Source organism: Streptococcus parasanguinis (assembly GCF_040908565.1).
GTDB classification, from domain to species: Bacteria; Bacillota; Bacilli; order Lactobacillales; family Streptococcaceae; genus Streptococcus; species Streptococcus parasanguinis_AC.
Window position 1 is genome coordinate 31,929 of record NZ_JBDGEA010000006.1, and the last position, 15,577, is coordinate 47,505.

Below are 15,577 nucleotides of genomic sequence, written 5' to 3' on the forward strand. Positions count from 1 at the left end.
CAAAATGAAAGAAAATACTTATATATCAATCATCACGGATCTAGCTAGTCAATTAGCTAGTAAATCAATCAATGAAGCTGAATTCAAAGCACGCTTAAAAGAAGCACAGCAGGAGAAAGCACAGCTCATTCAAGAGCTGGAAACATATCGCTCTGTTCTGGAATCTGACAAAGATTTGCAGGACCTATTTGAAGAAATTAAAAACAAAAATGAGGTAAATGCTTAATGAATTATAAAGTACAGTTCAAATCCTATGACCCCGTAGCGAATACCACAAAGGTTTCCATCAAGCAAGATTATCCATACCGGGTATTTGAAGAATCCCTTTCAAATAACCGCATGGGAGATGAAGAAGCAACCCTTGTGGATGCTATCTTGAATCTTGTCCGGATGGAACTAGACCCATCTGGCGCTATCGTGGCCCTCAAGAAAGAGCTTGACAAGTCTGTTGATGCCAATAAGGATGCCATCAATAAAATTCAAGAACTCACTCAGGAAAACGAAAAGAAAGATGTCCTAATTCAAAATAACAAAGCACTTGCTGATTGGTCTGTACTTGTAGCTGTGACCAATCAAGATAATCCACTTGATCCAACTCTTTACAAGCGAGCGCTTGAACTTGTGGAAGCTGCTCAAGTAGGTAAAGCCTACAAACAACATGACATCTTCACTTTGATTGACCCAGACCACACTGAAAAATACAGTGAAGGTAAACGTGTGCTGGTACAAGTCAACTATGATTTTGTCTATAATGGCGAATCCATCAAAGACTTGAAAGGCCCACTTCTTCAAAACGGGAAACTTGCAATCTACAATTGGGAAGTTCCCAAAGAAGAGAAGCAGAATAAGCCATCAGGAGATCTTGAAACTCAACCGGTAGCACAGCCTGAATCATAATTGAATGGAGTGTGATTGATGTATAAAGAACCAGATGGAATCTTTGGAATTATTGAAGTAGTCCGTGACTTCTATGATCACGGAATTGATGAACACATGATTGTATTTCTATTGATGGCCATTGTTGCTCTAGATATCGTTATAGGAGTATCTAGAGCGTGGGCCTATCATGAGTTTTCAAGTAGAAAATGGAGAAAAGGGCTGGTGAGCCACACAGCTATGATTTTAATTGTAGCCATTGGTTATCCATTCGCTCTTTATATGAATCTTGGGCCTGTAGTTGATGCTTTTATTGTCGCAATGATGGCAGCATACGGTTCCAGCATTCTTGCCAGCCTTTCAGCTCTAGGAGTTGAAATTCCTGGTCTAGATCACCTTGTGAAACAAAATATTGATCATGAAAAATTTCAGTTAAAATATGGCTTGGAAGAGCCAAACAAATTGATCAAAAAAGGAGAAAAGAAAAATGAATCAAATCACTGATATTGTAACAAGTAGCGCAATGAGTATTCTTGTAATTTTGGTTGGAATTGTTGTCCAAGCAGTCAAGAAATACCTCTTGACTCGTGGTGGCAAGAAAGCCATTGAAGTTGCTGAAATTCTTGCAAACAACGCTGTAAATGCCACTGAACAAGTGGCAGGAACATTGGACATCCACGGCAAGGATAAAATGGAGCATGCTAAGACTAGCTTGATCGAAGGGCTAGAAGCATATAACATCAATTTGACCAATGACCAATTAAACACATTTATTGAAGCCGCTGTAAAAAAAGCCAATGAACAATGGAAGAAATGAGGTTCAAAAATGGTAGCAACAAATGATATTTTAAGTTATTCAGAATCTTTGGCCAATCAAGGTGTGGGAGCTGATGCAGATGGTGCATACGGAACCCAATGTGTGGACCTACCAAATTCAATTTCTATCAATTTTTTCGGGAAAGCTCTCTGGGGAAATGCTATTGACCTACTTAATTCAGCCGCTGGGTTAGGGTATGAAGTAGTATATGATGCAGTAGGAGTCAATCCACGAGCAGGGGCCATTTTCGTCATGGATACACAATATCTGTATGGTCATCCTTATGGTCACACAGGAATTGTAATTGAGGATAGTGATGGAGTCACTATGAGAACCATTGAACAGAACATTGATGGAAATGCTGATTCTCTGTATGTAGGAGGGCCTGCAAGATACAATACACGCAACTTTGATGGAATCGTTGGATGGTTCTATTTCCCAACTGATGGAACATCTGTAGCATTTGAACAGCCAGAACCATCAGAACCATTGACAATTGAATCAAACGGTTTTAATCCAGAAACAGGAACATTCACTGTTGAGGTTTCTGCTCTAAACGTACGAGCAGAAGCAGGGATTGGCGCTGAAATTGTAGCAGTATATAGTGCAGGTCAAGAAATCATCTATGATGGATGGATTGATAATGATGGTTATATTTGGATCTCTTACATTGGCGGTTCCGGAAATCGTAGATATGTAGCTGTGGGGCAATCCGAAAACGGGCAACGCATCACAGACTTTGGATCTTTTAAATAGATCCATATAGCATGTTAGAACGAGAGGATTTAGATGAGTGAAAAAAATTCAACAAATCTGAAACAGACAAAAGGCGGTGAAGTCATCAAACAAGGTGACTTCTCTTCTATTTTTGAATACGAATTACTAGACTATAATGGAAACAAAGTCAGCTCTCTTGAAGGCAAAAACGCTAATATAAAAATCGCAAATGCCAAAGGAAAGAAAACAATTGTAGCTGTTGTAGAGAATTCAAGAATTCAATTCAAACTTGAAAAAATTCTACCTCCCGGCATCTATCAAGTCGAGGTTGAATGTGATGGCTTTATCTTCCCTAGTGACAAGAGTGCTAAAATTGATATAATTCAATCTATTGAAAATTATCAAATAAGCGACATTGTTGAAATTGATAAGGTCAACATACAGGAAGAAATAGCCACTTACATGACCACACACCAAATTCAACCATACAACGACAGCCAAATCATCAAGAGAATTGAAACACTAGAAAATAGGCCACAAGCAGATCCAGAGACGGTTAACTTAACAAACTATTTGACATCAGATCAATCGTATCAAACATTTGTGACCTACAGCGCTCTTCAATCTCAGATGACAACTAACATCAAGGACAAACATCTAGAACTTGGAATTGATGCCCTGATAGATGATAAACTTGAAAATGGCGGTGATCCATTTGTCACACGCTCAAAATTGCCAACGATTGACACAAGCCAGCTTGCAAGCAAAAACGATCTTGAAGAGTTGAAACGATCGGTCGGAGCTGGAAGCAGTGCAAGCACAGAGCTAAAAGGTCAAGGCTTCCCATACGCTATCAATGCTGACATCGGCACAATATACACCGACACCACGGCTAAAAATGGAGCGGTAAAGTGGATCAAGAAAGGTCCGGGGACTGGTTTTGGCGCTTGGGCCGTATTGTTTGGCGATGTTAAATGTAAGCCCAAAAATATCAGTTCAACTCAATCTAATGCGTATGTTGAGTTTAGACGCGTAAACTCCACGGTAGAAATTAGCTTCGGTGGTCTATCGTGGGGTTGGTTTGGCATTAAGAGACGAGGTGCGCCCGGTTACGTTCCGCAAGGAAGCGACCGTGAGCGAAATGTGGTGATTTTGAATGTTAACAGCGTCCCTTCCGGCTTCCGTGCCCCTACCTCAAAATTGGGGGTTATGACGAATGACAAGGGCCAACGTTTTGGGACATGGTACTTAGGCGGGTATGGAGATAACAACCAGCTCCGCTTACAGTTCGATGATCCTGTTCCAACAGATCGAGACATTGGAGACCTACGTTTCACCAATATGTCGTACACGACAGATGACCCGTGGCCGGAAAGTCTACAATAAGACACACACCCTCCCAAATTGGGAGGGCTTTTTTATTACCCTTGTCTGAAACTAGTTCCAGATTAGAAACCTCGTGGCTCTTTTCTGTTATAACGGAAAATTTCATAGATGTCTGTTATAAACTCAAATGCTTATCAAAAAAATCTTTTCCTATTTAAATAACTTCCCTTTATGTCCAAGATAAAAAATAAAACTTGAACTTTCTTGAAAGCTATGCTAAACTAACAATGTGAGCAATGAACTTGTGGATTTTTAGAAGTCAGTACCTAAAGCAGACCCTAAAATCTAAAAATAGCGATATGATTGAGTTTTAGAAACTCCCACCGGCTCCATATTTATTATTCATGGAAGATTACTCAAGAGGCTTAAGAGGCCGTGTTGGAAACGCGGTAGGCGTGTAATAGCGTGCGTGGGTTCGAATCCCATGTCTTCCGTTGTTGAGACATCATTGTGTAGCAGTGGTGTTTTTTTGTACAATAAAGAGTCCCAAAAAATAGACCAGTGAGGGAGGAGAAAAAGTGATTGCACAGCTAGATACCAAATCAGTCTATACCTTTATGGAGAGCCTTGTGACCATAAAAGACTATGTACAAGTGGCTAAAAGCATGGGTTATGACGCTTTGGGAATCATGGATGTAGATAATTTGTATGGTGCTTATGAATTTATCGAAGCCTGTCGGGCCCACAACCTCATCCCCTTGGTCGGTTTAGAAGTTGGACTAGAGGTAGACAATGAAACAATTCCTTTTAGGATGATGGCCTTGTCAACGAAGGGCTACCAGAATCTGATGAAGATGTCGACCGTCAAAATGATGGGGAAGAGCAATTGGGAGGATGTAAAGCACCTAACAGAAGAAGTAGCAGTTATTGTCCCAGCGCCTTTTGCTAGTGGAGACTTGCTGCTTGGTCTAGATTACCACATCGGAGTTTTTGCAGATACGCCGTTCCAAGAGTTTAGCCACCCTGTGCTCCCTCTTCATACTGTGCGTTTCTTTGAGGTTGGAGATATGGAAGCCATGCAGATGCTGGCAGCCATCAAGGACAATCAAAGCTTGACAGAAACAGGACAAATTGATCCTAGAACAGTCTTAAAAACTCCTCAGGAGTTACAGAATGATTTTGCTGAGCGATTTCCTCAAGCCATCACAAATCTTGAAAAACTTGTCCAAGGGATTCAATACGACATTGATACCCAGTTGAAATTGCCTCGCTTCAATCCTCAGAAACCAGCTGTTGCGGAACTGAGAGAATTAGCCCAAGCGGGTCTTCTTCGAAAGAACTTGACTAGTCCGGTCTATCAAGAACGTTTGGAGCATGAATTAGACATTATTCACCAAATGGGCTTTGATGATTATTTCTTGATTGTCTGGGATCTTCTTCGTTTCGGACGAAGTCAGGGATATTATATGGGAATGGGGCGTGGGTCTGCTGTAGGCTCACTGGTAGCTTATGCCCTGGAGATTACAGGGATTGATCCAGTGGAGAAGAACCTCCTGTTTGAGCGATTTTTAAATGTGGAGCGCTACACCATGCCGGATATTGATATTGATATTCCTGATATTTATCGTCCAGAATTTATCCGCTATGTGAGAGACCGTTATGGGAGTTACCATGCAGCTCAGATCGTGACCTTTTCAACCTTTGGGGCCAAACAAGCCATTCGAGATGTCTTTAAACGTTTTGGAGTACCAGAGTACGAATTGACCTCCATTACCAAGCGGATTGGCTTTAGGGATACACTGGCGACAGCTTATGAACAGAATCTAGCATTTCGACAAGTGATTCATAGCCGAGCAGAATTTGAGCGTGGCTTTGAAATTGCCAAAAGAATAGAAGGCCAACCAAGGCAGACCTCTATCCATGCGGCTGGGGTTGTGATGAGTGACCAGGATTTGACGGATCACATTCCTCTCAAGTATGGAGAAGACATGTTTGTCACCCAGTATGATGCCCATGCGGTTGAAGCCAATGGTCTGTTGAAGATGGACTTTTTGGGTCTGCGAAATTTAACCTTTGTTCAGAAAATGAAGGAAGCCGTCTATGAAAAGTACCAAGAAGAGATCGTGATTGAAGCCATTGATTTAGAAGATGCAGAAACCTTGGCCTTATTTGCTGCTGGGGATACCAAGGGGATTTTCCAATTTGAACAAGCTGGAGCTATCCGCCTTTTGAGACGTGTGAGACCCAATCATTTCGAAGAAGTGGTAGCGACCACCTCTCTCAACCGTCCAGGAGCTAGTGATTACATTGATAATTTCGTCAAAAGAAAGCACGGCCAGGAAACGGTTGACATTCTGGATCCAGCTATTGAAGAAATTTTACGTCCCACTTATGGGATCATGCTCTACCAAGAGCAGGTGATGCAGGTTGCCCAGCGTTTTGCAGGCTTTAGCCTAGGGAAAGCCGATATTTTACGTCGGGCTATGGGCAAAAAAAATGCAGCTGAAATGCATCAGATGGAAGACGATTTTGTTGTAGGTGCTCTTAAACTTGGGCATACGGAAGAAAAAGCCAAAGAGGTCTTTGCGATCATGGAAAAATTCGCAGGCTATGGGTTTAACCGTTCCCATGCCTATGCCTATTCTGCCTTGGCCTTTCAGATGGCCTATTTCAAGGTCCATTATCCAGATGTTTTCTTTGATGTCATGCTCAATTATTCAAGCAGCGATTATCTGACAGATGCTCTCCAGTTTGATTTTAAAATCGCTCCATTATCGATCAATACCATCCCTTACAGAGATAAGTTTCAGGATCGAAAAATTTACTTGGGCATGAAAAATATCAAGGGACTCCCAAGAGATTTAGCGTATTGGATCATTGACAATCGTCCCTTTGAAAGTGTCGAAGATTTTATTTTACGCCTTCCTAATCAGTATCATAAATTACCTCTATTGACGCCTTTAGTAGAACTAGGGTTGTTTGATAACTTTGAGAAGAATAGACGCAAGGTGCTTCACAATTTGCCGAATTTATTTGTCTTTGCTGATGAGCTAGGCAGCTTGTTTGCGGATTCTAACTATTCTTGGACAGAGGCAGAGGACTTTAGTCAGGCTGAAAAATACCAGAAGGAAGAGGCCATTATTGGCATCGGGCTCAGTACCCACCCATTGGTGGCAATTGGGCAAACGAGTCCCTACGAGATTCAGCCAATTTCCCAATTAGTTCAAGGAGAGCAGGCGCGAATCCTCATAGAGGTGCAAGCCATCCGGACCATTCGAACCAAGTCGGGCGATCTCATGGCTTTCTTACAAGTCAGTGATACCAAGAAAAAATTGGATGTGACCCTTTTCCCTGAAACCTATAATCGATTTTCCTCCTTGATAAAAGAAGGTGGCTTCTATTACTTGACGGGGAAAATACAAGAGCGTGATGGGCGCTTACAGATGATTCTAGCAGAGGCGCAACTAGCGACTAATGAAAAATTCTGGATTCAGTTGCTCGATCATCGTCAGGACAAAACGATTCTATCTATCTTGAAAAAATATCCAGGGCCATATCCTGTGGTATTACGCTATGAAGACGAGAAAAAAACGCTTCAATTGAAGGGCTATACAGTCCAGAAAAACCAAGAATTAGAAGACGAATTAAAGAATCTTGTTATGAAAACGATTTATCGTTAAAAACTGCGAAAAATACGAGAATTTTAGTCTTCTTTGTGTTATAATTACTTAGAATGTAAAAGAAAAAAAGGAGCAAAAAACGAAATGAAACGTATTGCTGTTTTAACTAGTGGAGGAGATGCCCCTGGTATGAATGCTGCTATCCGTGCAGTTGTTCGTCAAGCAATTTCTGAAGGAATGGAAGTTTTTGGTATCTACGATGGATACGCAGGTATGGTTGCTGGAAAAATTCAGCCACTAGATACCTCATCTGTTGGTGATATTATTTCCCGTGGTGGGACTTTCCTTCATTCAGCTCGTTACCCTGAATTCGCTCAACGCGAAGGTCAATTAAAAGGGATTGAGCAATTGAAGAAACATGGAATTGAAGGTGTTGTTGTTATTGGTGGAGATGGTTCTTACCATGGTGCGATGCGCTTGACAGAACTTGGATTCCCAGCAGTGGGTCTTCCTGGTACGATCGACAACGATATCGTCGGAACTGATTTTACAATTGGTTTTGATACTGCAGTGACTACTGCAATGGATGCGATCGACAAGATCCGTGATACTTCATCTAGTCACCGTCGTACTTTTGTTATTGAGGTTATGGGCCGTAATGCTGGAGATATCGCTCTTTGGGCAGGGATTGCTTCAGGTGCAGATGAAATCATCATTCCAGAAGAAGGTTTCAAAATCGAAGAAGTTGTTGAAAGTATCAAAGAAGGCTATGCAAAGGGTCGTACGCACAACATCATCGTTTTGGCTGAAGGCGTGATGTCTGCAGATGAATTCGGTAAAGCCTTGAAAGCGGCTGGTGATGAAAGTGACCTTCGTGTGACTGAGCTTGGCCATATCCAACGTGGTGGTTCACCTACTGCGCGTGACCGTGTTCTTGCTTCACGCATGGGAGCGCACGCTGTTAAATTGCTTAAACAAGGAATCGGTGGGGTTGCCGTTGGTATCCGTAATGAAGAAATGGTTGAAAATCCAATCCTTGGTAAGGCAGAAGAAGGAGCTCTCTTTAGCTTGACAGAAGATGGCAAGATTGTTGTAAATAATCCTCATAAAGCTGATCTTGGTCTTGCTGAATTGAACCGTAGCTTGTCTTCAATCTAATTTCTATTTATTAAATTTGTTAACTTTGTCTAAATAGACAGATATATTTAAAAAGGAGTCACATATATCATGAACAAACGTGTTAAAATCGTTGCAACCTTAGGTCCTGCGGTAGAAATCCGTGGCGGTAAAAAATTTGGTGAAGATGGATACTGGGGTGAAAAACTTGACGTTGAAGCTTCAGCACAAAATATTGCTAAATTGATCGAAGCTGGTGCTAACACTTTCCGTTTCAACTTCTCACACGGTGACCACCAAGAACAAGGTGAACGTATGGCAACTGTTAAACTTGCAGAAAAACTTGCAGGTAAAAAAGTTGGTTTCCTTCTTGATACTAAAGGACCAGAAATCCGTACTGAATTGTTCGAAGGTGAAGCGAAAGAGTACTCATACAAAACTGGAGAAAAGATTCGTGTTGCAACTAAACAAGGTATCAAATCAACTCTTGAAGTGATTGCTTTGAACGTTGCAGGTGGGCTTGACATCTATGATGACGTTGAAGTTGGTCGCCAAGTATTGGTTGACGATGGTAAATTGGGTCTTCGTGTTGTAGAAAAAGACGACGCAACTCGTGAATTTGTCGTTGAGGTTGAAAACGACGGTGTGATCGCTAAACAAAAAGGTGTTAACATCCCTAACACGAAAATTCCTTTCCCAGCTCTTGCTGAACGTGATAATGATGATATTCGTTTCGGTTTGGAACAAGGTATCAACTTCATCGCGATCTCATTCGTACGTACTGCAAAAGACGTAAACGAAGTTCGTGCTATCTGTGAAGAAACTGGTAACGGTCACGTTCAATTGTTTGCGAAGATCGAAAACCAACAAGGTATCGACAACTTGGACGAAATCATTGAAGCTGCTGACGGTATCATGATCGCTCGTGGTGACATGGGTATCGAAGTACCATTCGAAATGGTTCCAGTTTACCAAAAAATGATTATCACGAAAGTAAACGCTGCTGGTAAAGTTGTTATCACTGCAACAAACATGCTTGAAACAATGACTGAAAAACCACGTGCGACTCGTTCAGAAGTATCAGACGTATTTAACGCTGTTATTGACGGAACTGACGCTACCATGCTTTCAGGTGAGTCTGCAAATGGTAAATACCCACTTGAGTCTGTTCGTACAATGGCTACCATCGACAAGAACGCTCAAACTCTTCTTAACGAATACGGACGTTTGAACTCAGATTCATTTGAACGTAACTCTAAGACAGAAGTTATGGCTTCAGCAGTTAAAGATGCTACAAACTCAATGGACATCAAATTGGTTGTAACTCTTACTAAGACTGGTCACACAGCACGTTTGATCTCTAAATATCGTCCAAATGCTGATATCTTGGCATTGACATTTGACGAATTGACAGAACGTGGATTGATGTTGAACTGGGGTGTGATCCCAATGTTGACAGAAGCTCCATCATCAACTGATGACATGTTTGAAATTGCTGAACGTAAAGCAGTTGAAGCAGGTCTTGTACAATCTGGTGACGATATCGTTATCGTTGCAGGTGTGCCACTTGGTGAAGCAGTTCGTACAAACACGATGCGTATCCGTACTGTACGTTAATAAAGAAATTTTTCTTATAACCTTGCTGGTTGGTCCAAAAGGATTGACCGCGAGGTTTTTCTTTTGCTTATTTAGTGTGTTGGCAAGAATTCTCACTAGTGCTTACTTTCTCTTTTTTAAAGATCAAAAAAATGGTATAATAAACAAAAAGGAAGGGAGACATACATGCCAAGGAGAGATTTAATTAGAAATGTCATCATTGTCGGTGTTCTGGTTTTGGCACTGATTTTGCTTCGTATCTTTGTATTTCATCCATTTAGTATCAATGATAAGATGGCCAATGCTTCTGTGAAAAATGGAGATCTTGTGGTAGCAACTAAAAATGCTCAGGTAGATCGCAGTGATTTGGTCTTATACAAGGTCGGTGGAAAAGAATACCTTGGACGTGTCATTGCTAAAGAAAACGATGAAGTCAGTTACGTAGATGATGTCCTCTATTTGAATGGACAGGCAACACCAGAACCTTACCTAAATAAAATGCTGAACAAACATCTAGCTGCCCCAACGAGTAATGGGTATTATACGGATGATTTCTTTTTATCAGAGTTAAAAGGGACCAAGGCTGGTCGTGTACCATCCGATACCTTTCTAGTCTTAAATGATAACCGTGGGGATACAGAAGATAGTCGTGAGTTTGGTTATATCCATAAAAATCAGATCGAAGGAGTCGTGAATCTGCGTCTCTATCCCCTTAATAAATTTGGATTTATAAAAGTAGAAGAATAGCCGAAAGGCTATTTTTTTTTATAAATATCAAAATGAACTAGTTTTTTTTCATTTTTGTGGTAAGATATTCATTAAATATTTTTTTAGGAGGAGAATGCTATGCAGTATGCTTTGGAAATTTTACCAAGTTTGTTAAAGGGAGCAAGCCTCACCTTGCAAGTGTTTGCTTTCGTATTGATTTTATCGATTCCATTAGGAATCGTTGTTGCTTTTACCAAGCCCTATATGAAAAACGAGCAAGTCTTGGTCACAAAGAAAGCATCTGGGATCCAATCAGTCGATGGGATGAAAGAGAAACGATTAGGTGCCCAGACAGGATCTTCTGGCTATATGGATTTTGAAGCCAATCCTAAATTCTTAAAAAATAAGGTCAAAAATCAAAAGGCCACCCAATACCAGAGTTTTAACGAGGCACTGATTGATCTCCAGAACGATCGGATCGATGGCCTCTTAATCGACCGTGTCTATGCCAACTATTATCTACAAACAGAAGGAATTTTAAAAGACTACAATGTCTTTCCTGTCGGTTTTGAGACAGAATCCTTTGCAGTAGGGGTACGCAAGGCAGATAAAACCTTGAAGAAAAAAATTGATGAAGCTTTCGTAAAACTCTATCAAAAGGGTCAGTTCCAAAAGATCTCTAAGAAGTGGTTCGGAACGGATGTAGCGACAGATGACATCAAGTAAAAAAGCTAGGAAATCATTCCTAGCTTTAGATTAAAGACAAAGTTATCTTAAAAACTTTCCTTAGGTGAGTACGGACGTCAGCGAACTTCTACAAAGTTCCATGACTTAGTTTTGAACCTAAGGTTTCAAAACTCCCGAGTGCTAGAAACATCACTGTTTCTAGCACTTTTCTCACAGCGGAAAGTTTTGGTATACTTTTGATTCATTTTAAAAATTAGAAAATTTTTAGAGAATCAATTAACTTTTTTTATAAGGTTTGGATACTCTCTCAAGCTAGGAAATACTTCCTAGCTTTTTAGTCTGTTTTATTAGTAATTTGATGGAAAATCTTTTGCCAAGTTTCGTGGCGACGCCAGAGACTGGTATGGATTTGACCGTCTAGTTCATAGCGTATGAGTTTGGTTTTTTGGCTGATGGACTCCAGTTCAAAGTTTTGGAATTGAACTTGGTCGCTTGCGAGAGCCTCTATTAATTCCGCTTTGTGGTGTTCGTGACCGGTATCGTCAATCAAGGTATAATTATCCGCTAGCAATGTATCAAATTCTTGCTTAGCATAGAGGCGTTTTTCGTAGGTCAAGAGTTTCTTTTCAACGTTTTCGATCAGCTCATCTTCAGGAATTGAGCTAGGTTCTACATGGACGTCAATGTCAAAGACTCCAAATTCTTCTGTCAAGAGATCCTCGACTTCTTCAGTGATGGCATGGCTTTCATAGACTGAAAGATCGGGATTCATCTCCAAGACAACGTCCAGATAGATATTGCTTCCGTAGGTCCGCCCGCGTTGATATTTCACACGCGCAATCTTAGGGAGTTTTAAAATAGCTTTTTCGTAATCTTCGAGGAGACTATCGTCAAAGCCGTCTGAAAGACTAAAGGAAGATTCCATAAAAATATCGTAGGCTGTTTTGAGGATAAAGAAGGTGATGATGATGGCTGCGATTTTATCGACAATTGGATAGTTAAAAGCACTAGCAGCAATCGCAATCGACGTCCCAAGAGATGTGACGACGTCTGAAAGATTGTCTTTTGCGGCCGCTTTTAAGGCTTTTGATTTGGCCCGTTTTGCTAAGCGAAGATTGTAGAAATAAACGCCTAGCATGACAAGGGCTGAAACCACTCCGACACCAGCACCGAGTGGATCAATGCTAACTGTTTCATTGCTGAAGATCTTTTGGAGGGTATCGCGTAAGACATCAAAACCGACATAAAACATAATGATGGAGGTGACTAAACTAGCTAGATCCTCAATTTTCCAGTGACCAAACTTGTGATCACGGTCAGCTGGTTGGCGAGCGAGACGAATCCCGATGAGCAGGGCAGCATTGCTGATAATATCTGATAAGTTGTTAAATCCATCAGCTACCAAACTAGAGGAGTGAAGCAGATGGCCAGTAGCTAATTTTGCTGAAGATAGCAGTAAATAGGCTAGAATACTGATGATGGCACCACGTTCGGCCAGTTTTAAGTTACTGTATGGTTTTTCCAAAATTTCCTCCTACAACCTCGGATGTGAACCTGTTCTCTTTAAGCTACTATTATATCGTTTTTGGAAGGTAAATTCAAATCAGCCCTTTTTTAAAAGAAGCTAGGCTGGTTTTGTGGTATAATAGAACGATTGAATGAATGAGGAGTATGAGATGAATCCTTTATTGAATGGTATGAATGATCGCCAAGCAGAGGCGGTCCAAACGACAGAAGGTCCCCTCTTGATCATGGCGGGGGCTGGTTCAGGTAAGACACGTGTCTTGACCCACCGGATTGCTTACTTGATCGATGAAAAAATGGTCAATCCTTGGAATATCTTGGCCATTACCTTTACCAATAAGGCCGCTCGGGAGATGAAGGAGCGGGCTTATCAATTGAATCCAGCCACCCAAGATTGCTTGATTGCGACCTTCCACTCCATGTGTGTGCGCATCCTTCGTCGCGATGCAGATCACATTGGCTACAATCGGAATTTTACCATTGTCGATCCAGGTGAGCAACGGACCTTGATGAAGCGGATCTTGAAGTCCTTGAATTTGGATCCTAAGAAATGGAATGAACGGACCATTTTGGGAACTATTTCCAATGCCAAAAATGACTTGATCGATGAAGTGGCCTATGCTGCCCAAGCGGGGGATATGTATACCCAGATCGTCGCCAAGTGTTATGAGGCTTACCAAAAGGAACTCCGACAGTCAGAAGCAGTAGACTTTGATGATTTGATTATGCTGACCTTGCGTCTCTTTGACCAGCATCCTGATGTGCTGACCTATTACCAGCAGAAGTTCCAATACATCCATGTAGATGAGTACCAAGATACCAACCATGCCCAATACCAGTTGGTCAAACTCTTGGCTTCACGTTTTAAAAATATCTGTGTCGTTGGGGATGCGGACCAGTCTATTTATGGCTGGCGGGGAGCGGATATGCAGAATATCCTGGATTTTGAGAAGGATTATCCTGATGCCAAGGTCGTTTTGTTAGAGGAAAATTATCGCTCGACTAAGACGATCTTGCAAGCAGCCAATGACGTCATCAAAAACAATCGGAACCGCCGTCCGAAGAATCTTTGGACCCAAAATGCAGACGGTGAAGAGATTGTTTATTACCGGGCCAATGATGAGCAGGATGAAGCGGTCTTTGTTGCCAAAACCATTGAAGAGCTCAGTCGCGAAGCTGGCTATAAGCATCGTGATTTTGCGGTTCTCTACCGGACGAATGCCCAGTCACGAACCATTGAAGAAGCGCTGCTCAAGTCCAATATTCCCTATACCATGGTAGGGGGCACCAAGTTCTACAGCCGGAAGGAAATTCGAGATGTTATTGCTTATTTAAACTTGATTGCTAATCTCAGTGACAATATCAGTTTTGAGCGGATTATCAATGAACCCAAGCGTGGAATCGGGCCAGGTACAGTGGATAAGATTCGCGATTTTGCCCAAATGCAAGAGTCCTCACTCCTAGATGCTTCAGCCAATATCATGCTCTCTGGCATCAAAGGAAAGGCAGCCCAAGCCATCTGGGACTTTGCCAATCTCATTCTTGATTTGAGAGAAAAATTGGACCAGCTGACCATTACAGAATTGGTCGAAGAAGTCCTTGATAAGACAGGTTACATGACGGCCCTAACCAATCAGGGGAATTTAGAAAGTCAGGCCCGCATTGAGAATATCCAAGAGTTCCTGTCTGTTACCAAAAATTTTGATGAAAACGGGGAAACCGTCGAAGACGAATCAGGTGTGGACACCTTGAGTCGTTTCTTGAACGACTTAGCCTTGATTGCCGATACAGACGATGGAGCGCAAGAGACCTCAGAAGTCACCTTGATGACCCTTCACGCGGCCAAAGGTTTGGAATTCCCAGTGGTCTTCTTGATTGGGATGGAAGAAAACGTCTTTCCTCTTAGTCGGGCGGCAGAGGATCCGGATGAGTTGGAAGAAGAACGTCGTTTGGCTTACGTGGGGATCACGCGGGCAGAGAAGGTTCTCTTTTTGACCAATGCCAATTCTCGTTTGCTCTTTGGGCGGACCAGCTACAACCGTCCGACGCGCTTTATCAATGAAATTAGCTCAGATTTGTTAACCTACCAAGGATTGGCCCGTCCAGTCAACACAAGTTTTAAGGCATCTTATAGCAATGGTGGCGGAACAACCTTTGGAAAAGGCATGAGTCTGTCACAAGCCCTTCAAGAGCGCAAGAGACAAGCAGCTCCAAGTGCTCTCACGTCATCAAGCCTACCCTTTGGCAATGGTAACCGAGCGGGTGCCAAAGAAACTGTCGCTTGGTCTATTGGCGACATTGCCATTCACAAGAAGTGGGGCGAAGGAACCGTGCTTGAGGTATCAGGAAGTGGCAACACCCAAGAGCTCAAGATCAACTTCCCAGAAGTGGGTCTCAAGAAACTCTTGGCCAGTGTCGCGCCGATTGAGAAGAAATAAACTAAAGCCAGTAAGCTAAGTGTACTGTTTCAGATCATAAACATGCACTATCTCCTTGAGGATCTAATTTGTTACTGCAAGAAAAAGTTCCAAGAAAAGAACTTCTGGGAATAGTGCAGAATAGGTTGAGACTTTTCGCCGTGAGGAAAGCA

Annotated in this window: 12 protein-coding genes, 1 tRNA gene and 1 pseudogene; 13 read left to right on the forward strand and 1 reads right to left on the reverse strand. The window is 41.9% G+C overall.

Going from position 1 to position 15,577, the window contains the following annotated elements:
- The first annotated feature begins 4 nt into the window (after positions 1–4).
- From AB5Y61_RS04255 to AB5Y61_RS04310, 12 genes and pseudogenes are all read left to right on the forward strand, one after another.
- Positions 5–226, forward strand: coding sequence for a hypothetical protein (locus AB5Y61_RS04255; protein WP_368403280.1), 222 nt, complete (start codon positions 5–7; stop codon positions 224–226).
- Positions 226–897: a hypothetical protein gene (locus AB5Y61_RS04260; RefSeq protein ID WP_368403281.1), complete on the forward strand. Its 672-nt coding sequence runs from the start codon at positions 226–228 to the stop codon at positions 895–897. Before AB5Y61_RS04255 ends, AB5Y61_RS04260 begins: the two co-directional genes overlap by 1 nt.
- A gap of 18 nt (positions 898–915) precedes the next feature.
- Positions 916–1,380 carry a phage holin family protein gene (locus tag AB5Y61_RS04265; protein ID WP_368403282.1) on the forward strand — a complete coding sequence of 155 codons (465 nt, stop codon included), beginning with the start codon at positions 916–918 and terminating at the stop codon, positions 1,378–1,380.
- Positions 1,364–1,693, forward strand: coding sequence for a phage holin (locus tag AB5Y61_RS04270; RefSeq protein ID WP_368403283.1), 330 nt, complete (start codon positions 1,364–1,366; stop codon positions 1,691–1,693). The genes AB5Y61_RS04265 and AB5Y61_RS04270 overlap by 17 nt, the downstream gene beginning before the upstream one ends.
- A 9-nt stretch (positions 1,694–1,702) precedes the next feature.
- Complete coding sequence (locus tag AB5Y61_RS04275; RefSeq protein WP_368403284.1) at positions 1,703–2,449, forward strand: CHAP domain-containing protein; 747 nt, start codon at positions 1,703–1,705, stop codon at positions 2,447–2,449.
- A 33-nt stretch (positions 2,450–2,482) separates the two neighbouring features.
- Complete coding sequence (locus AB5Y61_RS04280; RefSeq protein WP_368403285.1) at positions 2,483–3,796, forward strand: hypothetical protein; 1,314 nt, start codon at positions 2,483–2,485, stop codon at positions 3,794–3,796.
- 346 nt (positions 3,797–4,142) lie between these two features.
- Positions 4,143–4,230: transfer RNA gene (locus AB5Y61_RS04285), tRNA-Ser, on the forward strand.
- Between the two features lie 84 nt (positions 4,231–4,314).
- Positions 4,315–7,416 carry a DNA polymerase III subunit alpha gene (locus AB5Y61_RS04290; protein WP_368403286.1) on the forward strand — a complete coding sequence of 1,034 codons (3,102 nt, stop codon included), beginning with the start codon at positions 4,315–4,317 and terminating at the stop codon, positions 7,414–7,416.
- A gap of 84 nt (positions 7,417–7,500) precedes the next feature.
- Positions 7,501–8,514 (forward strand): 6-phosphofructokinase, encoded by a 1,014-nt coding sequence (gene pfkA, locus AB5Y61_RS04295; RefSeq protein WP_368403287.1) that lies wholly within the window; start codon positions 7,501–7,503, stop codon positions 8,512–8,514.
- 69 nt (positions 8,515–8,583) lie between these two features.
- The gene (gene pyk, locus AB5Y61_RS04300; RefSeq protein ID WP_368403288.1) at positions 8,584–10,089 is read left to right on the forward strand and encodes a pyruvate kinase; all 1,506 of its coding nucleotides are present in this window, start codon (positions 8,584–8,586) and stop codon (positions 10,087–10,089) included.
- A gap of 165 nt (positions 10,090–10,254) precedes the next feature.
- Positions 10,255–10,815, forward strand: a complete 561-nt coding sequence (gene lepB, locus AB5Y61_RS04305) for a signal peptidase I (RefSeq protein ID WP_254732604.1) — start codon at positions 10,255–10,257, stop codon at positions 10,813–10,815.
- A gap of 204 nt (positions 10,816–11,019) precedes the next feature.
- Positions 11,020–11,502: pseudogene (locus AB5Y61_RS04310) on the forward strand (transporter substrate-binding domain-containing protein); the annotation flags it as partial.
- Between the two features lie 295 nt (positions 11,503–11,797).
- Here the strand turns inward: AB5Y61_RS04310 and AB5Y61_RS04315 are convergent.
- On the reverse strand, positions 11,798–12,988 hold the full coding sequence (locus tag AB5Y61_RS04315; protein ID WP_368403289.1) for a cation diffusion facilitator family transporter: 1,191 nt from the start codon (positions 12,986–12,988) through the stop codon (positions 11,798–11,800).
- Between the two features lie 151 nt (positions 12,989–13,139).
- Here AB5Y61_RS04315 and pcrA point away from each other — a divergent pair, with 151 nt between their 5' ends.
- Positions 13,140–15,425: a DNA helicase PcrA gene (gene pcrA / locus AB5Y61_RS04320; RefSeq protein WP_368403290.1), complete on the forward strand. Its 2,286-nt coding sequence runs from the start codon at positions 13,140–13,142 to the stop codon at positions 15,423–15,425.
- Positions 15,426–15,577: the final 152 nt, after the last annotated feature.